The organism is Streptomyces vinaceus (genome assembly GCF_008704935.1).
GTDB lineage: Bacteria > Actinomycetota > Actinomycetes > Streptomycetales > Streptomycetaceae > Streptomyces > Streptomyces vinaceus.
This window is the reverse complement of record NZ_CP023692.1, coordinates 4,064,763-4,090,489: the sequence shown is the minus strand read 5'-3', so window position 1 is coordinate 4,090,489 and position 25,727 is coordinate 4,064,763. Positions and strand designations below refer to the sequence as shown.

Sequence of the window (25,727 nt, the reverse complement as noted above, 5' to 3'; positions counted from 1 at the left end):
GAGGTGTCCCCGGGACTACGGATTCGTCCGGTACACCAGTGCGGTGGCGATGGCGGCGAGGCCTTCGGCGCGGCCGGTGAGGCCGAGGCCGTCGGTGGTGGTGCCGGAGACGGAGACGGGGGCTCCGGCGGCCGCGGCCAGGGTCTTCTGGGCTTCCTCGCGCCGCTTGCCGATCTTCGGGCGCACGCCGATCACCTGGATGGCGATGTTGCCGATCTCGAAGCCCTCGGCGCGGACGATGCGGGCGGCCTCCGCCAGGAGGGTGACCCCGGCGGCGCCGGACCACTCGGGGCGGGAGGTGCCGAAGTGGGCGCCGAGGTCGCCGACGCCGGCGGCGGAGAACAGGGCGTCGCAGGCGGCGTGGGCGGCGACGTCGCCGTCGGAGTGGCCGGCGAGGCCGTCCTCGCCCTCCCAGAGCAGCCCGGCGCACCACAGCTCGCGCCCGGCCTCGAAGGCGTGCACGTCGGTGCCGATCCCGACGAGCGGGATCAGGGGGGCGGCGGAACCGCTGGGGCTAGTAGGCATCGGTGGCCCTCCTGCGGGCGAGTACGGCCTCGGCGAGGACCAGGTCGAGCGGGCGGGTGACCTTGAAGGCCTCTTCGTGGCCGGGGACCACCATGACGGTGATGCCGAGCTGTTCCACCATTCCGGCGTCGTCGGTGGCGCCCTCGCCGTTGACGGCGATGGCCTCGTGCGCCCGTACGAGGGTCGCGAGGTCGAAGCCCTGCGGGGTCTGTACGGCGCGCAGCCGGGCGCGCTCGGGGGTGGCCACGACCGGCTCGGCCTCGCCGGGCTCGCCGGGCTCGACCTCCTTGACGGTGTCGGCCAGCGGCAGCGCCGGCACCACGGCGGGCGAACCGTCGCGTACGGCCTCGACGACGGAGTCGACGGTGTCCACGGGGACGAGCGGGCGGGCCGCGTCGTGGATGAGGACGGAGGTGATGTCCGCGGGGAGCGCGGCGAGGCCGGCGCGTACGGAGTCCTGGCGGGTCTCGCCGCCGGGGACGACCAGGATCTCGGTCCGGTCGGGCAGCGTGTGCTCGTCGACGAGCCGGCGCACCTCGGCGGCGCCGTCGGACGGGGCCACGACCACCACGAGGGAGACGGCCCGGGAGCGGGCCATCGCGCGGATCGCGTGGATGAGCATGGGGGTGCCGCCGATGGCCCGGAGGGCCTTGGGGGCACCGGGGCCGAGGCGTACCCCGCGGCCGGCGGCCGGGATCACCGCGGCGGTGCGGTGGGGGCGCGATTCGTCAGACATCAGTAGCTCCGAGCCAGGTTTGTGACTTCGGCCGACATGGGTATGGCCTGAAGGGTGCCGGGTGCGACGCCCTCGCCCTTTCCGTGACGACCGGTCGAGCAGGCTGGTCGGGCAGGCTTCAGGACCCGGCACGCCGGTGGGAAAAAGTGCAGCAAGGTGTGGGTACAGACATGCCGCAGCGCCCGGCAACAGCCCTCTCGTGGAGGAGAGGGCCAGTCATCGGGCACCGCGGCACAACTGTGTGAAGCTTTCGCGTCAGGACGCGAGAACCTCGTCGAGGAGGGCCTCGGCCTTGTCCTCGTTGGTGTTCTCAGCGAGCGCGAGCTCGCTCACCAGGATCTGGCGCGCCTTCGCGAGCATGCGCTTCTCGCCCGCGGAAAGCCCGCGCTCACGCTCACGACGCCACAGGTCACGCACCACTTCGGCGACCTTGATGACATCGCCAGAAGCGAGCTTCTCCAGATTTGCCTTGTAGCGCCGGGACCAGTTCGTCGGCTCTTCGGCATACGGTGCACGAAGCACCTCGAAGACCCGGTCCAGCCCGTCCTGGCCGACTACGTCGCGAACGCCGACGAACTCCGCATTGTCCGCAGGCACACGAACCGTCAGGTCGCCCTGGGCGACCTTGAGCACCAAGTAGGTCTTGTCCACGCCTTTGATCTGGCGAGTTTCGATGGCCTCGATCAGCGCGGCCCCGTGATGGGGATAGACCACGGTGTCGCCAACCTTGAACGTCATGTGACAGGTACCCCTTCCGTGGCTATCCAGGGTAACACGAGAACCGACTGTTATGAATGGCGTTTTCGCAGGTCAGGGCCCATCTCAGGGCTTGACAACAACGCCGGGATCGTGCTGCGAAGGGGTTCCGGAGGGGGGTATTCGCAGGTCGGAGGTGCTGTGCGGACCGGGCGAAACGGCCAAGCTACACCCGGCCACCGGCCGCAGAGGTGTGATGTACGTCCCGTTTTGCCGGTTTCGAAGCCGGGAAACCGAACTACTCCGTTCGACTGGCGACCACTCGTACGGAGCGGTTCAGGCCCAATCCGGAATTGATCACGGAGGGGCGTTCGAAGGAATCCCGGAATTGATCACCGGGCACCGTGCGGGCGATATGCGGGCGGCACATGATCGGCGGATGAACGGCGCGGGAAGTCCGGAGCGGAAGGGCGGGCCGAAGCGCACGCCGAAGGCCGGGCCGGAGGTCGGGGCGAAGGTCGGGCGAAGGTCGGGCCGAATGCAAGATCGCGGGGCCGGGCCAGGGTGGCCCGTGCGCTGCGGAGGGTCGGGTGCGGGGGCGGGGCGGCGGCTCGGTAACCTAAGCGCGCTGACACACCCTTAGGGCGGCTTTACCTCGGCCGCTCCGAGACTGCCCACCCTTCCGTTCCGTACGTCCAAGGAGATGCCGCCGCCGTGAGCCGCAGCCTTCGACGCGGCGCCCTCGCCGCCACCGCCATCGTGTTCTCGATCGCCTCGCTGGCCGCTTGCGGTGCAGGCAACCACGCGGAAACGCTCCAGATCAAGCCGGACAACGCCGCCGTCACCAAGGGCAACATCAAGATCCAGAACGCTCTGGTGATCACTCAGGGCGAGAAGGAGAAGGGCCCGGCCGCCGTCTCCGCGACGCTCTTCAACACCGGCATCAAGCCGCAGACCCTTGACGCCATCACCCTCGTGGGTGGCAAGGGCGCCAAGGTCACCCTGAAGCCCGCCGAGGGCGCTTCCAAGGTCACCGTGCCGGCCGGCGGCTCGATCGTCCTGGGCGGCAAGGGCAACGCCTCCGCCGTGATCGAGGGCGGCGAGGCCGTGCAGAAGGGCAACGCGCAGCCGCTCGTGTTCCAGCTGAGCAACGCGGGTGACGTGGAGATCGCCGCCTTCGTCGTCCCGGGCACCGGCATGTACGCCGGCTTCGGCCCGACCGAGGCCCCGGTGGCCGCCCCCGGCGCCACGCCGTCGGGCAGCCCCTCCGGCACCCCCTCGGGCAGCCCGTCCGGCTCCCCGGCCACGACCCCCTCGGGCTCCGCTTCGGGCTCCCCGTCGGGCTCCCCCTCGCCCAGCGCCGGCCACTGAGCCCGCGCCGCAACGTACGAAGGGCCCCGTCCGCAGCAGCGGCCGGGGCCCTTTCGTACACCCGCCTACGTCAGGCGGGGCGCGTCACGGCGGCTTACGGCTCGAATTTGTAGCCCAGGCCGCGGACCGTGACCAGGTAGCGCGGGGCGCCCGGGTCCGGCTCGATCCCCTCCCACGTGCGCCCCTCGCGCCGCTCGGCCCTGGAGGGCCTCCCGGGCTTCGGGCCCCTGGGCCGGCCTCCGACCGGCCGTGGCCGGTCGGGAGCACTGCGCCGACGCCCGCGGCTTACGGCTCGAACTTGTAGCCCAGGCCGCGGACCGTGACCAGGTAGCGCGGGGCACCCGGGTCCGGCTCGATCTTGGCGCGCAGGCGCTTGACGTGGACGTCCAGGGTCTTGGTGTCGCCGACGTAGTCGGCGCCCCAGACCCGGTCGATCAGCTGCATGCGCGTCAGCACGCGGCCCGCGTTGCGCAGCAGCATCTCCAGCAGGTCGAACTCCTTCAGCGGGAGGTCCACCTTGGCGCCGGCGACGGTGACCACGTGGCGGTCGACGTCCATCCGTACGGGGCCGGCCTCCAGCGCGGCCGGCGTGACCTCCTCCGGCTCGCCGCGGCGGCGCAGGACCGCGCGGATGCGGGCGACCAGCTCCCGCGAGGAGAAGGGCTTGGTGACGTAGTCGTCGGCTCCTATCTCCAGCCCGACGACCTTGTCGATCTCGCTGTCCTTGGCCGTCACCATGATGACGGGCACGTTGGAGCGGCCGCGCAGCTGCCGGCAGACCTCCGTGCCGGGCAGGCCGGGCAGCATCAGGTCGAGGAGGACGAGGTCGGCGCCGTTGCGCTCGAACTCGTCGAGCCCGTCGGGCCCGGTCGCGGCGATGGCGACCTCGAAGCCCTCCTTGCGGAGCATGTAGGACAGGGCGTCGCTGAAGGATTCCTCATCCTCGACGACGAGCACTCGGGTCACGGAAGGACCTCCGGGGCAGGAATGGCTGGCGTGGTTCTTTGGGGCGCGTGGTTCAGGCAGGGGTGGGGTGGCTTGATGCGGGGGCGGGCTCCGCGGCCGGGGCGGCCGCGGGTGCGGGTGCCGGAGCGGCTGCTTCCGGCAGGCGCAGGGTGAACGTGGAGCCCTGACCCTCGGAGCTCCATACGGACACCTCCCCGCCGTGTGAGGCCGCTACGTGCTTCACGATCGCAAGGCCGAGGCCGGTTCCTCCCGTGGCACGGGAGCGGGCCGGGTCCACGCGGTAGAAGCGCTCGAAGATGCGCTCGCGGTCCTTTTCCGGGATGCCGATGCCCTGGTCGGTCACGGCGATCTCGATCAAGTCTCCCCCGGGTGCCGCGACCCTGCGTCCGGCTATGCCGACGCGGGTGCGGGCGGGGCTGTAGTTGACGGCGTTCTCGACCAGGTTCCCGAGGGCCGCCGCGAGCTGGCCGCGGTTGCCCCAGACGCGCAGGTCGGCGGTGCCGCCCGCGGCCATGGTGATCTGCTTGGAGGACGCCGTGTGGCGGCAGCGGTCGATGGCCTCGGCCACGAGCGTGTCCACCCGTACGGGCTCCGCGTCCTCCAGCGGGTCGTCGTTCTGCACCCGGGAGAGGTCGATGAGCTCCTGTACGAGGTTGATCAGGCGGGTGGCCTCGATCTGCATGCGGCCGGCGAAGCGGCTGACCGCCTCGGGGTCGTCCGCGGCGTCCATGACGGCCTCGGACAGCAGGGAGATGGCGCCGACCGGCGTCTTCAGCTCGTGCGACACGTTCGCGACGAAGTCGCGCCGTACGGCCTCGATGCGACGGGCCTCGGTGAGGTCCTCGACCAGCAGCAGGACCAGGCGCGAGCCGAGCGGTGCGACGCGCGCCGAGACCGCGAGGGCCTCGCCGCGGCCGGTGCCGCGCCGGGGCAGGTCGAGCTCGACCTGGCGTATCTCCCCGTCCCGGCGGGTGTCGCGGGCCATGTGGAGCATGGGCTCGACGGCCAGTTTGCCGCCGCGCACCAGTCCGAGGGCGTACGCCGCCGAGCTGGCCTTGACCACCGCGTCGCCCTCGTCGAGCACGACGGCGGAGGAGCGGAGCACGGAGAGGACGGTGTCCACGCCGGGCGGGAGCACCGCGTTGATGTCGGGGCGCATGGAGCTCCGGGTGGGGCGGGCTTGGTCGCGCTCGCTCCAGCGGAACGCCAGCATCGCGATCACACCGGTGCAAAGACCGGCGATCGCTGCAGCTGCGGCGACCGCCGCGTTCACGTCCATGCCTCAAGGTTAAGCAGGCCCGACGGCACTTCCACAGCCGTTCGGGTGGCACCTCGAACACTCGTCGCCCAGAGTTCACCGTGGCGACGGGGTTGATTCACTTGTGATGCCGGAGTCGGACGCGTTTGCGCCCCACCGTGTCAACGTGGGGGCACGAGGCCGCCCCGGCCCGTCCCACACGGGCAGCAGAGGCAGTAGGCAAGAGAGGGACAACCCATGCGCGACGCGTACCACGAGGAACTGGACTCGATCGGGGAGGGCCTGGTCGAGATGGCCCGGCTCGTCGGTTCCGCGATCGGGCGGGCCACGACGTCCATGCTCGACGCCGACCTGAAGCTCGCCGAGAGCGTCATCGCCGCCGACCAGAAGGTGGACGACCTCCAGCACGACCTGGAGGCCCGCGCCATCGCACTGCTGGCCCGCCAGCAGCCGGTCGCCACCGACCTGCGCATCGTGGTGACCTCGCTGCGCATGTCCGCCGACCTGGAGCGCTCGGGCGACCTGGCCCAGCACGTGGCGAAGCTGGCGCGGCTGCGCTTCCCGGACACCGCCGTACCGCGGGACCTGCACGCCACCATCCTGGAGATGGGGCAGCTGGCGCAGCGCCTGATGGCGAAGGCGGCCGAGGTCATCATCACGAAGGACGTCGACCTGGCCCTCCAGCTGGAGCAGGACGACGACGAGATGGACCAGCTGCACCGCACGCTCTTCCAGCACCTGATGGACGACCGCTGGAAGCACGGCATCGAGACCGCGGTGGACGTGACCCTGCTGGGCCGCTACTACGAGCGCTTCGCGGACCACGCGGTGTCGGTGGCCAAGCGCGTGGTCTACCTGGTGACGGGCGAGCACGCGGACGAGCTGCAGACCCCGACGGTGGTCGACGGCGTCTGAGCCGTTCTGCTCCAGTGCGCCGTTGACGCGCCCGTACGGCTGGGCATGAATGAGGGCGAAGGCAGTACGACGCCACGCACGCCGCCTGCGAGGAGGATCCATGCCCGATTCCCCCGTCCCCATCACACCGGAGCACGAGCAGCCACAGCCGCGGCCCGAACCGCTGCGGCTCCCGCTGCTCGCGGCCTGCGGCTGCGGTTCGGGCTGCGGCTGCGGCTGCCAGTCCGGCGCGCCGTGCCAGTGCGGCGGCTGACCCCGCCGAACCGGCCCGGCGGCCCGGCCGTCACGGCACCAGGAGCAAGGAGAGGCCCCCTGCCCGCGGAGATCCGCGGGCAGGGGGCCTCTCGCCGTTGCCGGCCCTCGTGGCCGAGGTCCCGGGCCTACCGGAACACGCCGAGGCAGCCGTCGGGCCCGGCGGTGGCTTCACCCGAATGGAGCAACCCGACGTGCCACCCACATGGGTGAAGATCAGGCTGGCTAGTGCCCCAACCGCGGCAATCCGTGAAAGGGAAACCACATGCGCATTCGACGAACATTCGCCGCCGTCATCGCCACGGCAGCCCTCGCCGGGCTCGGCCTCGCGGGCGCAGCCACCGCTACCGCCGCCCCCACCACCCAGGCCGCCCCATCCTCCGTCACCCCGTCCGAGTGCAAGCAGGGCGGCGGAACGGCCGATCTGTCGAACAACGTCTGCAAGGGCGGCATGTACGACGGGCAGGCGGTCGACTGAGCCCCGCAAGACCCACGAAAATGCCTCCCACTCGCGCCATGAGCGCAGGTGGGAGGCATGATCGCAACGGCTACTTCTTCTTGCCCTGGTTCTTGACGGCCTCGATGGCGGCGGCCGCGGCGGCCGGGTCGAGGTAGGTGCCGCCCGGCTTGAGGGGCTTGAACTCGGCGTCCAGCTCGTAGGCGAGCGGGATGCCGGTCGGGATGTTCAGGCCCGCGATGTCGGCGTCGGAGATGCCGTCCAGGTGCTTGACCAGCGCGCGCAGGGAGTTGCCGTGTGCGGCGACCAGGACCGTGCGGCCCGCGAGGAGGTCCGGGACGATGCCGTCGTACCAGTACGGGAGCATGCGGACGACGACGTCCTTCAGGCACTCCGTCTTCGGGCGCAGCTCCGGCGGGATCGTGGAGTAGCGCGGGTCCTCGGACTGGGAGAACTCCGTCCCGTCCTCAAGGGCCGGAGGCGGGGTGTCGTACGAGCGGCGCCACAGCATGAACTGCTCCTCGCCGAACTCGGCGAGGGTCTGGGCCTTGTCCTTGCCCTGGAGCGCACCGTAGTGGCGCTCGTTCAGGCGCCAGGAGCGGTGGACCGGGATCCAGTGGCGGTCGGCGGCCTCCAGCGCGAGCTGGGCGGTGCGGATCGCGCGCTTCTGGAGGGACGTGTGGACCACGTCGGGCAGGAGGTCGGCGTCCTTCAGGAGTTCGCCACCGCGGACTGCCTCCTTCTCGCCCTTCTCGTTGAGATTGACGTCCACCCAGCCGGTGAACAGGTTCTTCGCGTTCCACTCGCTCTCGCCGTGGCGGAGGAGGATCAGCTTGTACGGTGCGTCGGCCATGCGTACGAGCCTAATGGACGCGCTGGCGCGCCCGCGCGCGCGTCCACGCCTCCGCCGAGGAGCCGCCGATTGACGGTGCGCGTCAATCCGGTGGCCTTCGCGGACTCCCGGTCGTAGGGTGCGGTGAGCAGGAGAGACACTTACACCACCGGGGGGAATCCATCATGTCGGTCGCCAGTCTCAGACGGGCGGCACGCGAGAGCGTGTCCGGCCTCCCCCGCGAGTTCTGGTGGCTGTGGACCAGCACCCTGGTGAACCGGCTCGGGGCTTTCGTCGCCACGTTCATGACCTTGTACCTGACCGTGGACCGGGGCTATTCGGCCTCCTTCGCGGGACTCGTGGTCGCCCTGCACGGGCTCGGCGGGGTCGTCTCCTCGCTCGGCGCGGGCGTGATGACCGACCGCCTCGGCCGGCGCCCCACGATGCTGGCGGCCCAGGCCTCGACGGCCTTCTCGGTGGCGCTGCTCGGCTTCATGGAGCACCCGGCGGCGATCGCGGCGGTGGCGCTGCTGGTCGGCCTGACCTCGAACGCCTCGCGCCCGGCGGTGCAGGCGATGATGGCGGACATCGTCCGCCCGGAGGACCGGGTCCGCGCCTTCGCGCTGAACTACTGGGCGATCAACCTCGGCTTCGCCGTCTCGGCGACGGTGGCGGGCTTCGTCGCCGAGTACAGCTACCTGGCCGGCTTCCTCGGCGAGGCCGCGCTCACGCTGCTCTGCGCGGTGCTCGTGTACGTGAAGCTGCCGGAGTCGCGGCCGGAGCGGACCGCCGCGGAGCGGACCGCCGCCGAGCCGGAGATCGGGCTCGGCACGGTGCTGCGGGACGGGCGCTTCATGGGCGTGGTCGGGCTGTCGTTCCTGATCTCGCTGATCTTCATGCAGGGGTCGTTCGGGCTGCCGCTGGCCATGGGCACGGGCGGGTTCTCCACCGGGGACTACGGCCTGGTCATCGCCGTGAACGGCGTGCTGATCGTGCTGCTCCAGATCCCGGTCACCCGGTTCATCGAGAAGGGCGATCCGCAGCAGCTGCTGGTGGTCTCCGCGCTGCTGGCCGGGTACGGGTTCGGGCTGACGGCCTTCGCCGGGTCGGTGTGGAGCCTGGGGCTGACGGTCGTCGTGTGGACGCTGGCCGAGATCATCAACTCGCCGACCCAGATGGGCCTGGTCGCGCGGCTCTCCCCGCTGCACGGCCGCGGCCGCTACCAGGGCATGTACACGATGTCCTGGGCGGTGGCCGCGCTGGTGGCCCCGCTGATGGCAGGAGCCATGATCGACCGGTGGGGCGCGGGCTGGCTCTGGGCGTCCATGGCGGTGCTGGGCACCGTGGCGGCCCTCGGGTACTGGCTGCTGATGCGGAACCTCGCCGAGAGCGAGCCGGCTCCCGGGTCCGTGGTCACGGCGTCGGCCGCCCCGGCCCCGGATCCGGCTCCGACCCCGCTGCCGTCCCCCGCCCCGGCCGCCGCCGAGGCGTAGCCCGTACGTACGGGACGCGCAGCGCTCAGGCCGACGCTACGACGGGTGCGACGCGACGGGGGGTGCGACTCTACGACGGCTGCGACGGCTGCGTCAGGTGCTTGAAGGCGTCCAGGTTGCGGGTCGACTCGCCGCGCGAGACCCGCCACTCGTACTCGCGCCGGATCGCGCCCGCGAAGCCGAGCTCCAGCAGGGTGTTGAACGCGCCGTCCGCCGCCTCCAGGACCGTGCCGAGCAGCTGGTCCAGGTCCTGCGGGGTGACGACCGACAGCGGGAGCCGGGCCGTCAGGTAGACGTCGCCGAGCGGGTCGACCGCGTAGGCCATCCCGTACAGCTTGAGGTTGCGCTCCAGCAGCCAGCGGTGGACGCCGGCCTCGTTCTCGTCGGGGTGGCGGATCACGAAGGCGTTGACCGACAGGGAGTGCCGGCCGACCCGCAGCGCACAGGTCGTGGACAGCTTGCGCGTGCCGGGGAGCTGGACGACGTAGGAACCGGGCTCGGGGCTCTCCCAGCCCAGTCCGGCCTCGGTCAGCGTGCTCTCGATGATCGCGGCGGTGTCAGCCATGGTGGGAGCGTACGCGACGGCGGTGATCATGCATCGCCGCGGTGTACACGTCCGCCGTGCCGCTCGCCGCCGTGTCCCAGCCGAAGAACTGCGCGTGCCGCGCCGCCTCGGCGCCCATCCGGTCCGCGAGCCCCGGCTCGTCCACGAAGCGCCGCAGCTCGCGCGCGTAGTCCACCGGATCGTGCCCGGGTACGAGGATCCCCGTCACCCCGTCGTTGACGGCTACGGGCAGCCCGCCGACCGCGGCGGCCAGTACGGGCGTGCCGGTGGCCTGGGCCTCGATCGCGACGAGCCCGAAGGACTCGCTGTACGAGGGCATGACCAACACGGACGCCGCCCGGAACCAGTCGGCGAGGGCGTCCTGGCGGACCGGCGGGTGGAAGTGGACGATGTCGGCGATGCCCAGCTTCGCGGCCAGCTTCTGGAGCCCCTCCGGCTTGGCGAGCCCGCTGCCGCTGGGCCCGCCGACGACCGGGACGCACAGGCGCCGGCGCAGCGTCGGGTCGCGGTCGACGAGCTCGGCCACGGCGCGCAGCAGGATGTCGGGGGCCTTGAGCGGCTGGATGCGGCCCGCGAAGAGCGGGATGACGGCGTCCTGCGGCAGGCCGAGGCGGGCGCGGGCCGCGGCCCGGCCGTCACCCGCGGTGAAGCGGTCGAGGTTCACGCCGGGGTGGACGACGGCCACCTTGCCGGGGTCGGCCTCGTAGTGGCGGACGAGCTCGTCGGCCTCTTCGGTGGTGTTCGCGATGAGCCGGTCGGCGGCGGCCACGATCTGGGTCTCGCCGATGACGCGGGCGGCGGGCTCGGGGGTGTCGCCCTCGGCGAGCGCGGCGTTCTTGACCTTGGCCATCGTGTGCATGGCGTGGACGAGGGGGACGCCCCAGCGCTCGGCGGCGAGCCAGCCCACGTGGCCGGAGAGCCAGTAGTGGGAGTGGACGAGGTCGTAGTAGCCGGGGCGGTGGCCGGCCCAGGCCTGCATGACGCCGTGGGTGAAGGCGCACAGCTGGGCCGGGAGCTCCTCCTTGGCGAGGCCTTCGTACGGGCCCGCGTCCACGTGCCGTACGAGGACCCCGGGGGCCAGCTCGACCACGGGCGGCAGGCCGCCCTCGGTGGCGCGGGTGAAGATCTCGACCTCGATGTTGATCGCGGCCAGGCGCTTGGCCAGCTCCACGATGTAGACGTTCATGCCGCCGGCGTCGCCGGTGCCCGGCTGGTGCAGCGGCGAGGTGTGCACGCTGAGCATGGCCACGCGGCGCGGCCTGCGGTGGTGGCCGACGGCCGGCAGGCGCAGGCGCGGCGGGTCGAGGCGGGTGCCGCGGGCGGCGGCGATACGACCGCCGAGGCTGCCGCCGAGGCGGGACACGTACTGGCTCAAGGGAGCAGTTCCTCTCGCTCGGACGACACTCGGACGGCGCACGGTGGAGCGGGTGGACCACCGTGCGGGGCGCGGACGGGACACGGACAGGGCATGACGGAAGGAGCGCACGGGGCGCCCTTCAAGGAGTGCAACCCGGATGGCCGCGTCCCGCATTCCGGGGGAGCGTGCATTTTTCCCCGGCGTTTGCGCGGAGGGCCTGTCCGGGGGACGGATTCCGTCAGGTGGGGGCCCTCCGCTTACCCTCGGCGCATGTCCTCCCGCTCCGCCGCCCCGCCCCCGCGCCGCCCCGTGGGCACGGTGACGCGCGGGACGACGAACCCGAACCGGCTGCGCCGCATGGACCGCTGGATCGCGGCCACGCACGGGCCGGCGCTGCGGCGCGCGCAGGCCCCGGTCGCGGTGGACCTCGGCTACGGGGCGGCGCCGTGGACGGCGGTGGAGCTGCTGGCCCGGCTGCGGGAAGCGGCGCCGCGGGTGCGCGTGGTCGGAATCGAGATCGAGCCGGCCCGGGTCGCGGGGGCCAAGCCGTACGAGCGCGAAGGGCTCTGCTTCCGGCACGGCGGCTTCGAGGTGCCGCTGGAGGGCGGGGTCCGCCCGGCGCTGATCCGCGCGGCGAACGTACTGCGCCAGTACGACGAGGAGCAGGTCGCGGCGGTGTGGGAGCGGCTGTGCGCCCGGCTGGCCCCGGACGGGCTGCTCGTCGAGGGCACCTGTGACGAGATCGGGCGGCGCCACGTGTGGGTGGCGCTCGGGCCCGAGGGGGCGCGCACGGTCACGTTCGCCACCCGGCTGGGCTCCCTGGAGCGCCCCTCGGACCTGGCGGAGCGGCTGCCGAAGGCGCTGATCCACCGCAACGTTCCGGGGGAACCGGTGCACGCGTTCCTGCGCGACTTCGACCGGGCGTGGGCGGCGGCCGCCCCGTACGCCTCGTACGGGGCGCGGCAGCGCTGGATCCGGACGGCGCGGGCGCTGGCCGCGGACTGGCCGCTGGCGGACGGTCCGCGGCGGTGGCGGCAGGGGGAACTGACGGTGCGCTGGGAGGCGTTGCGCCCGGCGGGGTGAATGTGGCGCGGCGGGGAACCGGTTGCCGGGGTGGCCCGTTGAGTCGTCGGGGACGGGTATGGGGGACTGGGAGGGGCCGGCCCCGTGGCCGGAGCCAAGATCGGGACGCCCATCCGTGAGGGTGTTGGAATTCACCCACTCGTGGCACCATCCCGAAGGCAGAGCAAAGTTACTGATGAATAGTCAGATCTGATACGGGATCCGACTCGGGGCACCTTGGGGGGACCATGGGGACCGTGGAGCGAAGGCGGCGGGGCGCGTCCGCTCTCACGCTGCTGTGCGCGACCGCACTGCTGGCGGTGTCGGCCATGACGGGCGTGGCACAGGCCGCGCCGATGCCCGAGCCCGGCGCCAAGTCCCTTGAGCAGGTGCGCCAGGAGATCGACGAGCTGTACCGCCAGGCGGGCACGGCGACCGACGCGTACAACCTCGCGGAGAGCGAGGCCAAGGCGCAGTCCGCCAAGATCGTCGAGATCGCGAAGCAGGTGGTGGCCGGCCAGGACCGGATCACGGCCCTGAAGAACCGCGCGGGGGCCGCCGCGCGCGCCCAGTACCGCTCGGGCGGGATGCCGGCCGGCGCGCGGCTGGCCCTGAGCGGCACCCCGAGCCAGTTCCTCGACGGGGCGGACCGGATCCGCCAGGGCGAGAAGGCCACCACCGACCTGCTCTCCGAAATGAACCGCACGCAGAGCGACTTGCAGCAGTACGCGAAGGACGCGAGCGCGCAGTGGGAGAAGCTCGAAGCCAACCGGATCAAGCAGGAGAACGCGAAGAAGCAGATCGAGGAGAAGATCAAGTCGGCGGAGTCGCTGGAGAGCAAGCTGGAGGCCGAGGAGAAGGCCCGGCTGATCCAGCTGGAGCAGGAAGCGCAGTACAAGGCGCAGACGGCCTGGCTCTCGTCGGGCGTGCTCAAGGAGCTCAACAGCTCGGCTTCCGAGTCGGGGAAGAAGGCGGTCCGGTACGCCACGGCCCAGATGGGCAAGCCGTACGTGTGGGGCGCCGAGGGCCCGGACTCCTTCGACTGCTCCGGCCTGACCTCGCAGGCCTGGCGGGCGGCGGGCAAGGGCATCCCGCGCACCTCGCAGGAGCAGCTGCGGCTGCTGCCGAAGGTCGCGATCAAGGACATGCGGCCGGGTGACCTGATCATCTACTTCGACGACGCGAGCCACGTCGGGATGTACGTGGGCGACGGCGCGATGGTCCACGCCCCCCGCCCGGGCCGCAGCGTCACCCTGGCCGGAGCCGGCTCGATGCCGATCAAGGCAGTGGTCCGCCCCGACGCGTGATCGCGGCCCTGCCGGGAGGGAACCCCGCGGGGCCCGGCGGCGTCTCGCTGGGCGGGACGGCGATCGCCGTCTCCGTGACGTTTCTCATTCAGTGGGCACTCAGTGAGGCGGACTTTCCCCCGCGATAGCGGCATATGACAGCGGCCCTGGCCCGGAGCGGCATTACGCTCCCGGGCCACCGCCCGCTAGGGTCTGCCGGACGCACCCTCGGGGGGAGGGAAGGAACCGGAGACGATGGCCGTACCCGTACCGCGGCAGAGGGACACCCCCGCCACGGAGAGCGCTCAGGCAAACCCGCAGGCAGACCCGCCGGCAGCCGCGCACGTCCCCGCCGCGCACGCCACCGCACCCCAGGCGTCCCTGACCCTGCTGGTGATCGAGGACGACCCCGGGGGCGGGCTCACCGTCCCCGAGATCCTCGACGCCGACCGCCACCGCATCCGGCTCCGCACCGCCCGCAACCTGACCGAGGCCGCGCGCCTGCTCACCCACGACGTGCACTGCATCCTGCTCGACCTCTCCCTCCCGGCCGCCGGATCCACCACGGCGGGCGGCGCCCGCACCGCCGTCGTCGACCAGCTGGACACCCTGCGCGAGGTGCTGCGGATCGCGCCCCGCCACGCCGTCCTCGTGCTGACCGCCGAGGCCGACGCCGAGCGCGCCGCCGAGGCCGTGCGCGTCGGCGCACAGGACTTCCTCTTCCGCGACGAGCTCGACGGCCGGCTGCTGAGCCGGGCCATCCGCTACGCGGTGGAGAGAAAACGGGCGGACATCGCCCAGTACAAGCTCGCAGAATCGAAACTTCGGGCCCAGGAGAACGCCCGCCTGGAGCGGGGGCTGTTGCCCAACCCGCTCCTCGAAGGCTCCGACCTCCGTTTCGCCGCCCGCTACCGGCCCGGCCGCAGCCGCGCCCTCCTCGGCGGGGACTTCTACGACACCGTCCGCACGCCCGACGGCACCGTCCACGCCATGATCGGCGACGTCTGCGGCCACGGCCCCGACGAGGCCGCCCTCGGGGTCGAGCTCCGCATCGCCTGGCGCGCCCTGACCCTGGCCGGCCTGTGCGGCGATGACCTGCTGTCGACCCTTCAGGAGGTCCTGGAGGTGGAGCGCCCGGGCGACGAGATCTTCGCGACCCTGTGCACGGTGGACATCTCCCCCGACGGGCGCCGCGCCGGCCTGTGCCTGGCCGGCCATCCGGCCCCGCTGATATCCCGGCCGGGCCGCCGCGCGCAGCTCCTCCCGTACGAGAACAGCGGCCCGGCGCTCGGACTGCTGCCCAAGGCCCGCTGGCCGCGCCGCCAGGTCGAGCTGGGCGGCTCCTGGAGCCTGATGCTCTACACCGACGGGCTGATCGAGGGCCGCATCGGCGAGGGCAAGGAGCGGCTGGGGCAGGACGGGATGGTCGAGATGATCAACCGGCACCTCGACCGCGGGCTCACCGGGGAGGGCCTGCTGGAGGCCTCCGTCACCGAGGCCCGCCGCCTCAACGGCGGCGAGCTCACCGACGACGTGGCCGTGGTGCTGCTCTCCCGCGACGCGTCCTGAAGGGCCGGCGCCTGCGTCAGCGGCCGCCGTTGTACGGGCCGTACGGACCGTCGCTGCTGCTCCCGCCGCTGCGCCGGCCGCCCCGGCCGCCGCCCGAGACCTGCTTGAGGGCCGGGCGCACGTCGACGAAGAACACGATGGTGGCCACGAGGCCGGCGATCTCCAGGAACAGCATCCCCAGGAAGAAGTCCACCAGCACGGTGACCCCGAGGATGACCAGCCAGAACGTCTTGCTCTGCTTGTCCGCGGCGCGGTACGCGTCCTCCCGCGCCACCAGCGCGAGGACGAAGGCCACGACGGCGAGGGCCAGCATGGCGAACCCGAGCAACGGAAGCACTCCGTTATCGAACCCGTTCATCAACATCGCCTGACCGCCTTCTCACGCTCGCACGCCCGATGCCGCCTGCCTCCACGCTACCGGCAGAGCGGCTCTCTCAAACAACAACGGGCCGGACACCCCACTGGTGCCCGGCCCGCCTCACGCCATTCGATTCCCGTTCGGGATCAGCTCTCGTCACCGGCGGCGACGGTGGCCTTCTTCACGTTGTTCTTGCGCGTGGCGCCGCGCCGGGCGGCGGGCTTCTCCTCGGCCGGGGCGTCGGCGGCGACGGGCTCCTGCCCCGACTGCGGCTCCGACGCCTGCTCCGACTTCGGCTCGACGGCGACCGCGATGTCGACGATCTCCTCGGAGACCTCACCGCGCCAGGTCCGCACGGCCTGCTCACCGTGCTCGGCGACCTTGTCGTACGTCTCCTTGGCGCGCACCGCGTACTCGGCGGCCACGCCGACGCCGCGCAGCGCCAGGTCCTGCGCGCTCTCCCCGAGCTTCTTCGGGTCGATGGCGGTCAGCACCTCGGCGAACTTGGCGGTGACCGCCTCCTGCGCCTCGCGCGCCTTCTCCTGCACGATCTTCGGGTCGGTGTTCTTCACGGCCTCGATGCGCGCGGGGGCCTCGGCGCGCAGCTGCTCGATGAGCCCCGGCACCTTCTTGGCCTGCTGCACCGCGAGGTCGGCGGTGCCGGCGGCGAAGTAGAGCGGAGTCGGGTCGGTGAGGGTCTTCTTCAGGTCATCGGCGATGGCCATGGTGGTTGGTCCTCCCGGATCACAGGTCAGTTCGTTGGGTGCATCGCGTCGTCCCCGCCGGGCGGGTCGGACGGATCGGCCGGCTCGGCCTCGGCCGCGTTCTCCTTGCGGAACGAGTCGTAGATCTGGAGCAGCACCTGCTTCTGCCGCTCGTTGATGGACGGGTCGCCGAGTATGACGGCCCGCGTCTCCACCTCGTCGCGATCGCGCTCGTCGAGGATCCCGGCCTGCACGTACAGCGTCTCCGCGGAGATCCGCAGCGCCTTGGCCAGCTGCTGGAGGATGTCCGCGCTCGGCTTGCGCAGCCCGCGCTCGATCTGGCTCAGGTACGGATTCGACACCCCCGCCGCGTCGGCCAGCTGCCGCAGCGAGAGCTGGGCCTGCCGCCGCTGCTCGCGGAGGTATTCGCCGAGATTTCCGACGTTGAGCGATGCCATGCCCCGATCCTGCCGCACCTTGCTAACTATTGCAAGCAGCTGCTTGCAAAATCACCCACGTGCCGGGGACTCCTCGAAACCGGCGCCGGCGGCCGGGCCGTTCCTGACCGGCCGCGTGAGGATCTTGGCGACGCACGCCGGGACGGCCGCGCCCGGCTCATGGCTGCGCGCCCGGTACGCGCTCGGGCTCTCGCCGACCAGCTCGGTGAAACGGGAGCTGAAGGACCCCAGGGAGGTGCAGCCGACCTCGAAGCAGACCTGAGTGACGCTCAGGTCCCCGCGCCGCAGCAGCGCCTTGGCGCGCTCCACGCGCCGGGTCATGAGGTAGCTGTACGGGGTCTCCCCGAAGGCGGCCCGGAAACTGCGCGAGAAGTGCCCGGGCGACATCAGGGCGACGCCCGCCAGCTCGGCCACGTCGAGGGGCCGCGCGTACTCCCGGTCCATCATGTCCCGGGCCCGCCGCAGCCGTCTGAGGTCGTCGAGCGTCACCCCGCCAGCGTACGCGCCCCCGCCGAACCCCCGACGAACCCCGGCCGACTCACCGGCCCCGCACCCGTGTTGTCCGTACGCTCAGGACCCCTCAGGCCGCGCGGGTGCCGATGGCCAGGGTGGCGTAGAGCTCCTCCGAGGTGGCGGCCCGGACCGCCAGGCCCGCCGCCGAGAGCGCCGAGGCCGTACGGGGGGACTGGCGGGCGCTCGTCTCGATCAGCAGGCGGCCGCCCGGGGCCAGCCACGGCAGGGCCCCCGCCGCGACCCGGCGGTGGATGTCCAGGCCGTCCGGGCCGCCGTCCAGCGAGGTCAGCGGCTCGTGCTCGCGGGCCTCCGCCGGGAGCAGCCCGATCTCCTCGCTCGGTACGTACGGGGCGTTGACCAGCAGCAGGTCCACCCGCCCGCGCAGCGAGTCGGGCAGCGCCGCGTACAGGTCGCCCTCGTGGACCCGCCCGCCGTAGGGGGCCACGTTCAGCCGCGCGTACTCCAGCGCCGCCGGGTCGATGTCCGCCGCGTGCAGCTCCACCCGGGCCCCCAGCTGCGCCGCCACCGCCGCGCCCAGCGCGCCGACCCCGCAGCACAGGTCCAGTACGACCGCGTCCGGGCGGCCCAGGGACACCGCCTCGTGCACCAGGAACTCGGTGCGCCGCCGCGGTACGAACGCCCCCGCGCCCACGCGCATGCGCAGCCCGCAGAACTCCGCCCAGCCCACGACGTGCTCCAGCGGTTCACCGGCCGCCCGGCGGGCCACCAGGTCCGCCAGGTGCGCTTCGTCCTCGGCGGCGGCCGTCAGCAGCTCCGCCTCCTCCTCCGCGAAGACGCAGCCCGCCGCCCGCAGGGTTTCCACCATCGAACTCACTTGATTCCGTCTCTCTCAGAAGATGTCCGGGCACCACGGGCGGCGCGCCGTGCGGAACACCGCGTCCGCGAGCGCCAGCGCCCCCGGCCGCTCCTCCACGATCCGCCCGAGCGCGCCGAGCCGCTGCGCCGACTCGTCGCCGAGGTACAGGGAGCCCAGCGCCGACGCGTCGAGCCGCAGGTCGGCCGGCTCCCGCGTGACCGCGCACTCCCCCGTGCCCGCGTCCAGACGGTAGCGCCCGGCGGCCGGACCGCCCGGGTCCGCCACCTCCAGCACGAGCACCCCGGGTACGGCGTACGTCCGCGCGCCCAGCGCCCGTACGACGTCCAGGACGCGCACCCACAGGAAGTCCGAGGCCGTCACGACCGCGGCCGCGCGCGGGTCGGGCAGCAGCTGGGCGACGAGATCGTCGGGGGCGCGGAAGCCGGTGCGCACCTTCAGCACCCAGTCGATCGAGCACAGGAAGTGCCACAGCGCGCGCTGCGCCTGCGGCGTGACCGCGATCAGGTCCTTGACCTGCACGGTGTTCAGCGGGACCTTCGCGTCCGTCCAGTGGTCGTCGGACGCGTACGCGACGAGGCCGGCCGGCTCGCCCTGCGCCGTCCGGTACACCGCGTAGAACCTGTCCTTGTAAGGGCGGCCGGACAACTCCTCCAGCCCGGTGGCAAGGCCCCACCAGCGGGCGTCCCGGCCGACCGCGCCGGGCAGGACGGCGCGCAGCGCCTCGTGCAGGGCGGGGCCGATCGCGCGCGCCGCGGCCGCGTCCACCAGCTCGATCCGGCCGCCGTCCGCGGGCCCCGACCAGCGGCGGTCCAGCCCGGCGCGGCTCACGTCGATCTCCCACTCGACGACCGAGGCGGCGGGCCCGTACCCGTACCGCCCGTAGATCGGGTACTCGGCGGCGATCAGCGTGGACACGACGTCGCCGCGCTCCCGCGCGGCCGCCAGCCCGTCGGCCATCATCCGGGTCAGCAGCCCGCGCCGGCGGTGCGTGGGCAGCACCGTCACGTTGGTGACGGCGCTCGCGGGCACGCGCGCCCCGCCCGGGACGGTCAGCTCCTGGGCGAAGGAGCGGAAGGTGGCCACGCAGCGGCCGGTGGAGGCGTCGAAGGCGCCCAGGGTGCGGGCGAAGTCGATGTGCTTGGCCCGGTGGGCGAGGTCGGACTCGGTGACGCGTTCGGGGCGCAGGAAGCCGGTGTTCACGGCTCCGAGCCACTCGGCAAGTTCGGATTCGGCGATCGGCCGCACGTCAGCACTCATAGCCGGCCACGCTAACCGCAGGCCCGGCCGCCGTCGCGCGAATTATCCGCGCGCACGTACGGCCCGCCGACGGGCGCGGCGCGGGCGGGCCGGCCGCCTTGCACCGGCACGGCTGCCGGCTACGCCGTCAGGTCGGCCGACTACGCCAGCAGGTCGTCCACCTGTGCCTCGCCCTCCCGGTAGCGGCGGGTGATCTCCGTGCTGCAGTCGTCCGCCGTGCGCTGCAACTGCTGCCTGCGCCGGGAGACCTGCTGTTCGTACCGCACCAACCGGGCCATCGCCTCGTGCAGTTCGCCGTCGGTACGGGCCACCAGGTCCGACAGCTCCACGTCCGAGAGCATCTCCGCCGCCAGCAGCCGGAACTCCTCGCTGTGCGGGGTGCACAGCGTGACGTGCCGGGCGGAGGCGCTGCGGCTGGAGGGCGCGTCGGCGAGGATCTCCGAGAGCCGGTCCACCACCGGCGGCTCGGGGGTCACCGGCGCCTGCGGGTCGCTGCGCCGCGCCAGTTCGGCCCGCAGGATGTCGATCCGGCCCTGGAGCAGTCTGCGTACGTAGCTCAGATCGGCCTCGTCACGCTGCGCTTCGCGGCGCAGCGTACGGAGCTCCGGCAGTCCGAGCGTGGTAGCGGGCGTGGTCGGCGCCTGCTCCCCGCCGGTGCGCTGCGCGGGCGGCCGGACCGCGCCCGCGGGTGATGCCGGTACGGGTGAAGCAGGTACGGAGGTACCAGAAGTATTCATGTGAACGTGTCCGTCCCCTCGACGGGTGCATGGGGTCTCTCCCGGCCCGTGGGACCGGGGAGAGCACCGCCTGCGTGCATCGTGCCACTCTCCGTGGTGCGAGTGCGGTCCCACTCCACCCGATCGGCCCCTGATGGGTGCACGCCTGATACACAGGTGGTATGCGAGCAGTGGTGCAGAGGGTGGACGGCGCGAGCGTCGTCGTGGCGGGCGAGACCGTGGGCGAGATCGTCGGCGAGGGGCTGTGCGTACTGGTGGGGGTGACCCACGACGACACCCCGGAGAAGGCGGCGCAGCTGGCGCGCAAGCTGTGGTCCGTACGGATCCTGGAGGCGGAGAAGTCCTGCAGCGACGTGAACGCGCCGCTGCTGGTGATCTCCCAGTTCACGCTCTACGGGGACGCCCGCAAGGGCCGGCGCCCCACCTGGAACGCGGCGGCGCCGGGCGGGGTCGCGGAGCCGCTGGTCGACGAGGTCGTCGCGCAGCTGCGGGCGCTGGGGGCGACGGTGGAGACGGGTCGGTTCGGTGCGGACATGCGCGTCTCGCTGACCAACCACGGCCCGTTCACCATCGTCATCGACATCTAGGCACCGCCGTCACGGCGCTACGACGACCTCCTGCGCGGCAGCCGTGTTGCCCGCCAGCAGCGGGGCGTCGACCGGCACGTTCCGCTTGACCAGCGCGAGCGCGATCGGGCCGAGCTCGTGGTGGCGGACCGCCGTGGTCACGAAGCCCAGCTGGCGGCCCTCCTCGCCGTCGGCGGCCAGCCGGACCGGCGTGCCGTGCGCCGGGAGCAGCACCTCGGACCCGTCCAGGTGCAGGAAGACCAGGCGGCGCGGGGGCTTCCCCAGGTTGTGGACGCGGGCCACCGTCTCCTGGCCGCGGTAGCAGCCCTTCTGGAGGTGCACGGCCGTACCGATCCAGCCCAGCTCGTGCGGGATGGTGCGGTGGTCGGTCTCCTGGCCGAGCCGCGGCCGGTGCGCCTCGACGCGCAGCGCCTCGTACGCGAGGAGCCCGGCGGCGGGGCCGTGGGCGGCGGCGAAGGCCTCCAGCTCGGCGCGGGGCAGGAAGACGTCGCGGCCGTACGGGGTCTCCCGTACGGCGTGCTCCTTGGCGACCTCGGCGATGGAGCCGGCCGGCAGGTGGACGACGGCGAAGTCGGCCGTGCGGTCGGCGACTTCGACGCGGTAGAAGAACTTCATCGACTCCAGGTAGGCGATGAGCGCCTCCTGGGTGCCGGGCTCCACGTGCGCCCACACGGTCTCGCCGTCGTCGACGAGGTAGAGCGCGTGCTCGATGTGGCCGTTGGCGGAGAGGATCAGCGCCTCGGTGGCCTGACCGGGCGGGAGTTCCGTCAGGTGCTGGGTGAGCAGCAGGTGCAGCCAGCTCAGCCGCTCCGGTCCGGTGACGGTGACGACTCCGCGGTGCGAGAGGTCGACGAAACCGCGGCCTGCGGCGAGTGCGCGCTGTTCGCCGTACAGCTCTCCGTAGTGGGCGGCGACGCCCTCGTCGCGGCCTTCGGCCGGTACGGCGCCGGGGAGATGGAGCAAGGGGCTGCTGGTCATGCCACCAAGCCTACGACGGGGCGTCCTGGTGCTTGGCGGCGCACTTCTTGCAGAGCCCGAAGATCGCGAAGTGCTTCATGTCGGTCTCGAAACCGAAGGTGGCGCGCAGCTTCGCGGTGAACTCGGCGGCGATGTCCACGTCCGCCTCGATCACGTCGGTGCACTCGCGGCAGACCAGGTGGATGTGGTGGTGCCGGTCGGCGAGGTGGTACGTGGGGGCCCCGTGCCCGAGGTGGGCGTGCGAGACCAGCTTCAGCTCCTCCAGGAGCTCCAGCGTGCGGTAGACGGTGGAGATGTTGACCCCGGAGGCGGTCTTGCGCACCTGGGCGAGGATCTCGTCCGGCGTCGCGTGCTCCAGGCTGTCGACGGCTTCCAGCACGAGCTGGCGCTGCGGGGTCAGCCGGTATCCGCGCTGCCGCAGGTCGGTCTTCCAGTCGGCACTCTCGGTGTCTCCGATGCTCCCCACCCGGCCAGTGTAAGCGCGTGAAGGGGACCGCGGGCCGAGCCCGCGGTCCCCTTTCCGGTGCGATCGGCCGGCGCGGCGATCAGCGGAAGAAGGCGATGCCGTCATCCGGCATGTCCGGGAGGTTGCGCGCCATCTCGGCGACCTCTTCCGGGGTGACGACCTTCTTGAGCTGGGCCGACATGTACGGGCGCAGCTCGACGTCGGGGGTGGCCTTCTCGCCGACCCACATCAGGTCGCTCTTGACGTAGCCGTAGAGCCGCTTGCCGCCGCTGTACGGGCCGGAGGCGGCGGTCCGCGCCACGGCGTCCGTGACCAGGTCGATCTGCGGCTTCTGGTCGGCGAGCTCGCCGTACCAGACCTCGACGACGCCCTGGTCGCGGACCATGACGACCTCGACCTTGCGGTCCTTGTCGATGCGCCAGTAGCCGGACTCGGACTCCAGCGGCCGCACCTTGTTGCCCTCGGCGTCGAGGACCCAGCTGTGGGAGGTGTACTCCAGGAAGTCCCGGCCGTCGTGGCTGAAGACGACTTCCTGGCCGAAGTTGCACTTCTCTTCGCCGGGGAAGTCGAAGACGCCCGCGCCCTCCCAGGTACCGAGGAGGAAGGCGAGGGGGACGAGGCCCGGGTTCAGGTCGGACGGGATCTGGATCATGTGTGGCTGCTCAGGCGATCTGTGGGAGGGGTTCCGGGTCCGGAAGGGCGGCCGATCGGGCGATCAGCGCTGGCCCTGGTACAGCTTCTTCACTGCGAGGCCGGTGAAGGCGAGCACGCCGACGCAGACCAGGACCAGCAGGGAGGTGAAGAATGCCTCAAGCACGGGGTGCTCCTCGAAGTGATGTGGGCGTGTACGGGGCCGGTCCCCAAGCCTACTGGCCCGGGGACCGGTGCACTCCGTGAGGTAGGCCGCACGGCCGTTTCCGCCCGTGATCGGTCAGCTCAGCAGCTGGCTCTGCAGGATCACCGTCTGGTGGAAGGGAACGGTGGCCACCTCGCCCTTGCGGGTCTGGATGATCACGCTCAGGACGTCACCCGCTTCGATGCACCCGAGTTTGGTCTGCTCGTCGCCGTTGGCGGGCCCGGGCTCCTTGAACAGGCTGACGCCCTCGGGGCGCTTCGCACCCTGTTCCTGCTTGCTCACGACGTCCCGCCAGGACAGGTCCATCTCCAGGACCGGCGCCCCGGCCAGCTGCATGTTGGTGCTGCAGCCGGCGAAGGCGTCGACGAAGCCCTCGGCGTGGAAACGCAGCAGGTAGGCGTGCGTGCGCGTGCCGTCCGCGGTGGTCCAGCCGCGCCCGGTGAGCTGGCGCAGTCCCTCGTACTCCAGGTACTCCTTCAGCTTGGCCCGGCGGTCGGGCGCGTACTCCGCCAGGAAGGCGTCGACCGACACACTCCCGTCCTTGTCCGGCTTGACCGCGTCGTCCGGCCGGGCGCCCTCGGGGGCCGGCAGCAGCAGCCCGGTCAGCGGCACGTAGTGCGTGCCGGGGCGGTTGTCCGGGCCCTTGGCCAGCGGGGCGCCGACGGGCAGGGCGGGCCTGGACAGCGTCGGGTACGTCCAGCGGCCGTCGCCGAGCGTCGACAGGCCGGGCACGTGGGTGCGCTCGGCCCGGCTGATCCCGTACGCGACCCCGGTGCCGACGGCGGCGAAAACGAGGACGGCGGCCGTCCAGCGCAGCGCGGCGAACAGCTTGCGGCGTTCCTTGGGGGCGGCCGGGTCCGGCGTCCCGGCGTCGACGTGTTCCGGCACGGCCTCCGGCGTGATCGCCGGCGCGGTCTCCGGCGCGGAGACGGTCCCGGACGCTGCTGCGGTCTCGGTCGCCGGAGCGGTTCCGGCGGTGTTCTGCTCGGTCACACGGACTCCCCGGGGGCCTTCAGGTGGTTCAGCTGCTGCTTGAACAGGTCCGCGACCTCGGTCACGGAGAACTGCGGGATCCCGTACGCCCGGAAGTCCACGAGGACGTCGCCCTGGACGGCGACGCAGTCGATCGTGTCGATCTTCTCCTTGTCCTTCGCGTCCGGGTCGCCGATCTTCTGCAGGGCGCACTTGGCGTCGGGGAAACCGTCCACCTTCGGCGCCTCGCGGTCGTCGCCGAGCAGGTCGAGGACCTTCTTGCCGACCTCGGAGAACTTGGCGAGCGCGGAGGGGTCGGCCTGCGTGAGGCGGACCTCCGCGACCAGCCCCAGGTGGTCCTTGCTGTAGCTGCGGCCGGCCATGCCCTTGAGCTTCAGGTCGGCGAGGGCCTTGTCCCGCTGCTCCCGCTGGGGGCCGGAGAGACCGGACCGGGCCTCCTTGAGGTCCTCAATCGCCCGCTCGCCGGAGACGTAGAAGTCGTTGCCGTCGACGGCGATGTCCGGGCCGAGGCTGTAGTTCACCGGCAGCGGCATCAGCTTTCCGGTGAGCTCGTTCGACGGCACGGACGGGACCGGCTCCGGCGAAGAGCTGGGCGTGGGGCCCGCGGCGATCCAGTACCGCGTCGGGGCGCTGCGGTCGGCATCGGCGATCGCGGCGGACGCCCAGAGCGCGCCCCCGGCGAGGACGGCCAAGGCGACGGCGCCCGCGGCCAGGGCCGCGGCCTTGCGGCGGTTCACCGGGCGCTTCGGCGGCGCGGTCGGCCCGGCCGCGGCATCGGTGGGCTGGTCGTTCTGCTGGTCCTTCTGCTGGTCGTTCTGCTGGTCGTTCACAGGCGCTCCCACTGCCGCTTGGCCAGCTCGACGACCGTGTTCTCGTCGATGGTGCCGCGGTTGTTCGTGTACTCGATCTCCATCACGATGTCGCCGCGGCGGGCGACGACCCGGGCCGAGCGGGTCGGGTAGTAGCCGGGCTTCTCGTGGGTCCGGGAGTCGATCCAGACGTGCCCGTAGGCCGCCGGCACACCCGCCAGGTCCTTGCCCGGATTGCCCGCGTACTCCTCGGTCCCGAGGTAGCCGTTGTCGTCCTGGTAGGCGATGGCCCCCGAGCGGTCGGCGAACTGGAACAGCTCGACCGAGACGTAGTTCGTATCGTTCTCGAACCACCGGCGGGCGGCGATCCGCCGGATGCCGTTGCGGAGCTGGAAGCCGAGGCCCTGGTTGGGGTGCTCGTAGTAGCGCGCCGAGAACTCGTCCGGTGACTCGTAGCCCGATGCGGCGACCTTCGCCCCGGACGGGGCCTCGATCAGCATCTTGGCCAGGTCGTCGTCCGTCTTGTGCCAGCGGTTGGCGTTGATCGAGCGCGTGCTCGTCGACTCGTTCGGAGCCTGCGGCTTCGGCTGGGCGATCTCCTGCTGCGCCAGCGGTGGCAGGGGCGTGGGCTCGCGGTCGTACTGGATCGCGTAGCCGGTGACCGTGCCCGCGAGCACGCCGAGTGCGACGGCGCCGGCGATCAGGAGGACCGTACGGCGGCCGCCGCGTCGGCGGCGCGTTCCGGTCTCCTCCCCTTCCGGCCGGTCAGGGATGGTCTGTGCGTGTTCCAAGGAGGTCCCCCCGCAGGACATGGGGCATCGGGCGATCACCCG

At 72.2% G+C, this 25,727-nt stretch carries 30 protein-coding genes and 1 pseudogene; 9 read left to right on the top strand and 22 right to left on the bottom strand.

The annotated features are described in order from the left end of the window. Positions 1-15 precede the first annotated feature (15 nt). The 3 genes from ispF to CP980_RS18420 all read right to left on the bottom strand — a co-directional run bounded on the left by ispF (position 16) and on the right by CP980_RS18420 (position 1,999). Positions 16-525: a 2-C-methyl-D-erythritol 2,4-cyclodiphosphate synthase gene (gene ispF / locus CP980_RS18430; protein WP_132757814.1), complete on the bottom strand. Its 510-nt coding sequence runs from the start codon at positions 523-525 to the stop codon at positions 16-18. Further along, entirely contained in the window at positions 515-1,261 is a 747-nt protein-coding gene (gene ispD / locus CP980_RS18425) for a 2-C-methyl-D-erythritol 4-phosphate cytidylyltransferase (RefSeq protein WP_150528631.1), read from the bottom strand. Before ispD ends, ispF begins: the two co-directional genes overlap by 11 nt. Positions 1,262-1,516: 255 nt before the next feature. Then, positions 1,517-1,999: a CarD family transcriptional regulator gene (locus CP980_RS18420; RefSeq protein ID WP_003953493.1), complete on the bottom strand. Its 483-nt coding sequence runs from the start codon at positions 1,997-1,999 to the stop codon at positions 1,517-1,519. Positions 2,000-2,671: 672 nt separating this feature from the next. On the opposite strand from CP980_RS18420, the gene CP980_RS18410 reads away from it, so the two are divergent. Beyond that, positions 2,672-3,328 carry a copper chaperone PCu(A)C domain-containing protein gene (locus tag CP980_RS18410; protein ID WP_150528630.1) on the top strand — a complete coding sequence of 219 codons (657 nt, stop codon included), beginning with the start codon at positions 2,672-2,674 and terminating at the stop codon, positions 3,326-3,328. 94 nt (positions 3,329-3,422) lie between these two features. On the opposite strand, the pseudogene CP980_RS36845 reads toward CP980_RS18410, so the two are convergent. The 3 genes and pseudogenes from CP980_RS36845 to phoR all read right to left on the bottom strand — a co-directional run. Beyond that, a pseudogene (locus CP980_RS36845) lies at positions 3,423-3,494 on the bottom strand (DNA-binding response regulator); the annotation flags it as partial. A 119-nt stretch (positions 3,495-3,613) separates the two neighbouring features. After that, positions 3,614-4,285 carry a two-component system response regulator PhoP gene (gene phoP / locus CP980_RS18405; protein ID WP_466527820.1) on the bottom strand — a complete coding sequence of 224 codons (672 nt, stop codon included), beginning with the start codon at positions 4,283-4,285 and terminating at the stop codon, positions 3,614-3,616. Between the two features lie 61 nt (positions 4,286-4,346). Beyond that, on the bottom strand, positions 4,347-5,573 hold the full coding sequence (gene phoR, locus CP980_RS18400) for a two-component system sensor histidine kinase PhoR (RefSeq protein ID WP_132757819.1): 1,227 nt from the start codon (positions 5,571-5,573) through the stop codon (positions 4,347-4,349). A 216-nt stretch (positions 5,574-5,789) separates the two neighbouring features. Between phoR and phoU the strand changes: the two genes are divergently transcribed. The 3 genes from phoU (at position 5,790) to CP980_RS18390 (ending at position 7,197) form a co-directional block, all read left to right on the top strand. Continuing rightward, positions 5,790-6,467: a phosphate signaling complex protein PhoU gene (gene phoU, locus CP980_RS18395; RefSeq protein WP_053693399.1), complete on the top strand. Its 678-nt coding sequence runs from the start codon at positions 5,790-5,792 to the stop codon at positions 6,465-6,467. Between the two features lie 100 nt (positions 6,468-6,567). Then, the gene (locus CP980_RS35200; protein WP_165937307.1) at positions 6,568-6,720 is read left to right on the top strand and encodes a hypothetical protein; all 153 of its coding nucleotides are present in this window, start codon (positions 6,568-6,570) and stop codon (positions 6,718-6,720) included. Between the two features lie 264 nt (positions 6,721-6,984). After that, complete coding sequence (locus CP980_RS18390) at positions 6,985-7,197, top strand: hypothetical protein (RefSeq protein WP_132757820.1); 213 nt, start codon at positions 6,985-6,987, stop codon at positions 7,195-7,197. Between the two features lie 70 nt (positions 7,198-7,267). Here CP980_RS18390 and CP980_RS18385 read toward each other — a convergent pair whose 3' ends face one another. After that, entirely contained in the window at positions 7,268-8,029 is a 762-nt protein-coding gene (locus CP980_RS18385) for a phosphoglyceromutase (RefSeq protein ID WP_132757821.1), read from the bottom strand. Between the two features lie 164 nt (positions 8,030-8,193). Between CP980_RS18385 and CP980_RS18380 the strand changes: the two genes are divergently transcribed. Then, positions 8,194-9,501, top strand: a complete 1,308-nt coding sequence (locus tag CP980_RS18380) for an MDR family MFS transporter (RefSeq protein ID WP_150528629.1) — start codon at positions 8,194-8,196, stop codon at positions 9,499-9,501. Between the two features lie 70 nt (positions 9,502-9,571). On the opposite strand, the gene CP980_RS18375 is transcribed toward CP980_RS18380, so the two are convergent. Both CP980_RS18375 and mshA read right to left on the bottom strand, forming a co-directional pair. Next, a complete protein-coding gene (locus tag CP980_RS18375) occupies positions 9,572-10,066 on the bottom strand; it encodes a type III secretion system chaperone family protein (RefSeq protein WP_132757824.1) in 495 nt (164 codons plus the stop codon). Further along, the gene (gene mshA, locus CP980_RS18370) at positions 10,059-11,441 is read right to left on the bottom strand and encodes a D-inositol-3-phosphate glycosyltransferase (RefSeq protein ID WP_373312962.1); all 1,383 of its coding nucleotides are present in this window, start codon (positions 11,439-11,441) and stop codon (positions 10,059-10,061) included. The genes CP980_RS18375 and mshA overlap by 8 nt, the downstream gene beginning before the upstream one ends. A gap of 252 nt (positions 11,442-11,693) precedes the next feature. Between mshA and CP980_RS18365 the strand changes: the two genes are divergently transcribed. From CP980_RS18365 to CP980_RS18355, 3 genes are all read left to right on the top strand, one after another. Then, on the top strand, positions 11,694-12,506 hold the full coding sequence (locus CP980_RS18365) for a class I SAM-dependent methyltransferase (RefSeq protein WP_132757825.1): 813 nt from the start codon (positions 11,694-11,696) through the stop codon (positions 12,504-12,506). Positions 12,507-12,733: 227 nt separating this feature from the next. Continuing rightward, on the top strand, positions 12,734-13,792 hold the full coding sequence (locus tag CP980_RS18360) for a C40 family peptidase (protein ID WP_132757827.1): 1,059 nt from the start codon (positions 12,734-12,736) through the stop codon (positions 13,790-13,792). A gap of 234 nt (positions 13,793-14,026) precedes the next feature. Further along, on the top strand, positions 14,027-15,340 hold the full coding sequence (locus CP980_RS18355) for a PP2C family protein-serine/threonine phosphatase (RefSeq protein ID WP_150528628.1): 1,314 nt from the start codon (positions 14,027-14,029) through the stop codon (positions 15,338-15,340). A gap of 16 nt (positions 15,341-15,356) precedes the next feature. Here the strand turns inward: CP980_RS18355 and CP980_RS18350 are convergent, their stop codons facing one another. The 7 genes from CP980_RS18350 to CP980_RS18320 form a co-directional block, all read right to left on the bottom strand. After that, positions 15,357-15,704 carry a DUF2516 family protein gene (locus CP980_RS18350; protein ID WP_099891140.1) on the bottom strand — a complete coding sequence of 116 codons (348 nt, stop codon included), beginning with the start codon at positions 15,702-15,704 and terminating at the stop codon, positions 15,357-15,359. Between the two features lie 140 nt (positions 15,705-15,844). Continuing rightward, positions 15,845-16,423 (bottom strand): hypothetical protein, encoded by a 579-nt coding sequence (locus CP980_RS18345; RefSeq protein ID WP_132757830.1) that lies wholly within the window; start codon positions 16,421-16,423, stop codon positions 15,845-15,847. Positions 16,424-16,449: 26 nt separating this feature from the next. After that, positions 16,450-16,860 (bottom strand): helix-turn-helix domain-containing protein, encoded by a 411-nt coding sequence (locus CP980_RS18340; protein WP_132757831.1) that lies wholly within the window; start codon positions 16,858-16,860, stop codon positions 16,450-16,452. A gap of 51 nt (positions 16,861-16,911) precedes the next feature. After that, on the bottom strand, positions 16,912-17,349 hold the full coding sequence (locus CP980_RS18335; protein WP_132757833.1) for a helix-turn-helix transcriptional regulator: 438 nt from the start codon (positions 17,347-17,349) through the stop codon (positions 16,912-16,914). A gap of 91 nt (positions 17,350-17,440) precedes the next feature. Beyond that, a complete protein-coding gene (locus tag CP980_RS18330; RefSeq protein ID WP_132757835.1) occupies positions 17,441-18,199 on the bottom strand; it encodes a putative protein N(5)-glutamine methyltransferase in 759 nt (252 codons plus the stop codon). A 24-nt stretch (positions 18,200-18,223) separates the two neighbouring features. Beyond that, complete coding sequence (locus tag CP980_RS18325; protein ID WP_132757836.1) at positions 18,224-19,468, bottom strand: GNAT family N-acetyltransferase; 1,245 nt, start codon at positions 19,466-19,468, stop codon at positions 18,224-18,226. Between the two features lie 140 nt (positions 19,469-19,608). Further along, positions 19,609-20,205: an RsiG family protein gene (locus CP980_RS18320; RefSeq protein ID WP_132757838.1), complete on the bottom strand. Its 597-nt coding sequence runs from the start codon at positions 20,203-20,205 to the stop codon at positions 19,609-19,611. A gap of 161 nt (positions 20,206-20,366) precedes the next feature. Here CP980_RS18320 and dtd point away from each other — a divergent pair, with 161 nt between their 5' ends. Continuing rightward, the gene (gene dtd, locus CP980_RS18315) at positions 20,367-20,792 is read left to right on the top strand and encodes a D-aminoacyl-tRNA deacylase (protein WP_132757840.1); all 426 of its coding nucleotides are present in this window, start codon (positions 20,367-20,369) and stop codon (positions 20,790-20,792) included. Between the two features lie 9 nt (positions 20,793-20,801). Here dtd and ygfZ read toward each other — a convergent pair whose 3' ends face one another. From ygfZ to CP980_RS18280, 6 genes are all read right to left on the bottom strand, one after another. Then, a complete protein-coding gene (ygfZ, locus tag CP980_RS18310) occupies positions 20,802-21,770 on the bottom strand; it encodes a CAF17-like 4Fe-4S cluster assembly/insertion protein YgfZ (protein ID WP_150528627.1) in 969 nt (322 codons plus the stop codon). A gap of 10 nt (positions 21,771-21,780) precedes the next feature. After that, positions 21,781-22,236 carry a Fur family transcriptional regulator gene (locus tag CP980_RS18305; RefSeq protein WP_229907310.1) on the bottom strand — a complete coding sequence of 152 codons (456 nt, stop codon included), beginning with the start codon at positions 22,234-22,236 and terminating at the stop codon, positions 21,781-21,783. Between the two features lie 79 nt (positions 22,237-22,315). Next, positions 22,316-22,888 carry a heme-binding beta-barrel domain-containing protein gene (locus CP980_RS18300; RefSeq protein WP_132757844.1) on the bottom strand — a complete coding sequence of 191 codons (573 nt, stop codon included), beginning with the start codon at positions 22,886-22,888 and terminating at the stop codon, positions 22,316-22,318. Positions 22,889-23,167: 279 nt separating this feature from the next. Further along, positions 23,168-24,085 carry a hypothetical protein gene (locus tag CP980_RS18290; RefSeq protein ID WP_229907311.1) on the bottom strand — a complete coding sequence of 306 codons (918 nt, stop codon included), beginning with the start codon at positions 24,083-24,085 and terminating at the stop codon, positions 23,168-23,170. Then, on the bottom strand, positions 24,082-24,915 hold the full coding sequence (locus CP980_RS18285) for a hypothetical protein (protein WP_150528626.1): 834 nt from the start codon (positions 24,913-24,915) through the stop codon (positions 24,082-24,084). Before CP980_RS18285 ends, CP980_RS18290 begins: the two co-directional genes overlap by 4 nt. Continuing rightward, complete coding sequence (locus tag CP980_RS18280; RefSeq protein WP_229907312.1) at positions 24,912-25,685, bottom strand: hypothetical protein; 774 nt, start codon at positions 25,683-25,685, stop codon at positions 24,912-24,914. The genes CP980_RS18285 and CP980_RS18280 overlap by 4 nt, the downstream gene beginning before the upstream one ends. Positions 25,686-25,727: the final 42 nt, after the last annotated feature.

Coding starts and splice junctions, on each gene's coding strand:
- CP980_RS35200 (WP_165937307.1), top strand. CDS start 6,568: ATGCCCGATTCCCCCGTCCCCATCACACCGGAGCACGAGCAGCCACAG.
- CP980_RS18340 (WP_132757831.1), bottom strand. CDS start 16,860: ATGGCATCGCTCAACGTCGGAAATCTCGGCGAATACCTCCGCGAGCAG.
- CP980_RS18355 (WP_150528628.1), top strand. CDS start 14,027: ATGGCCGTACCCGTACCGCGGCAGAGGGACACCCCCGCCACGGAGAGC.
- phoR (WP_132757819.1), bottom strand. CDS start 5,573: ATGGACGTGAACGCGGCGGTCGCCGCAGCTGCAGCGATCGCCGGTCTT.
- ispF (WP_132757814.1), bottom strand. CDS start 525: ATGCCTACTAGCCCCAGCGGTTCCGCCGCCCCCCTGATCCCGCTCGTC.
- phoU (WP_053693399.1), top strand. CDS start 5,790: ATGCGCGACGCGTACCACGAGGAACTGGACTCGATCGGGGAGGGCCTG.
- CP980_RS18320 (WP_132757838.1), bottom strand. CDS start 20,205: ATGAATACTTCTGGTACCTCCGTACCTGCTTCACCCGTACCGGCATCA.
- dtd (WP_132757840.1), top strand. CDS start 20,367: ATGCGAGCAGTGGTGCAGAGGGTGGACGGCGCGAGCGTCGTCGTGGCG.
- CP980_RS18390 (WP_132757820.1), top strand. CDS start 6,985: ATGCGCATTCGACGAACATTCGCCGCCGTCATCGCCACGGCAGCCCTC.
- ispD (WP_150528631.1), bottom strand. CDS start 1,261: ATGTCTGACGAATCGCGCCCCCACCGCACCGCCGCGGTGATCCCGGCC.
- CP980_RS18345 (WP_132757830.1), bottom strand. CDS start 16,423: ATGGCCATCGCCGATGACCTGAAGAAGACCCTCACCGACCCGACTCCG.
- CP980_RS18350 (WP_099891140.1), bottom strand. CDS start 15,704: ATGTTGATGAACGGGTTCGATAACGGAGTGCTTCCGTTGCTCGGGTTC.
- ygfZ (WP_150528627.1), bottom strand. CDS start 21,770: ATGACCAGCAGCCCCTTGCTCCATCTCCCCGGCGCCGTACCGGCCGAA.
- CP980_RS18365 (WP_132757825.1), top strand. CDS start 11,694: ATGTCCTCCCGCTCCGCCGCCCCGCCCCCGCGCCGCCCCGTGGGCACG.
- CP980_RS18385 (WP_132757821.1), bottom strand. CDS start 8,029: ATGGCCGACGCACCGTACAAGCTGATCCTCCTCCGCCACGGCGAGAGC.
- CP980_RS18325 (WP_132757836.1), bottom strand. CDS start 19,468: ATGAGTGCTGACGTGCGGCCGATCGCCGAATCCGAACTTGCCGAGTGG.
- CP980_RS18375 (WP_132757824.1), bottom strand. CDS start 10,066: ATGGCTGACACCGCCGCGATCATCGAGAGCACGCTGACCGAGGCCGGA.
- CP980_RS18420 (WP_003953493.1), bottom strand. CDS start 1,999: ATGACGTTCAAGGTTGGCGACACCGTGGTCTATCCCCATCACGGGGCC.
- CP980_RS18300 (WP_132757844.1), bottom strand. CDS start 22,888: ATGATCCAGATCCCGTCCGACCTGAACCCGGGCCTCGTCCCCCTCGCC.
- CP980_RS18380 (WP_150528629.1), top strand. CDS start 8,194: ATGTCGGTCGCCAGTCTCAGACGGGCGGCACGCGAGAGCGTGTCCGGC.
- CP980_RS18360 (WP_132757827.1), top strand. CDS start 12,734: ATGGGGACCGTGGAGCGAAGGCGGCGGGGCGCGTCCGCTCTCACGCTG.
- CP980_RS18330 (WP_132757835.1), bottom strand. CDS start 18,199: ATGGTGGAAACCCTGCGGGCGGCGGGCTGCGTCTTCGCGGAGGAGGAG.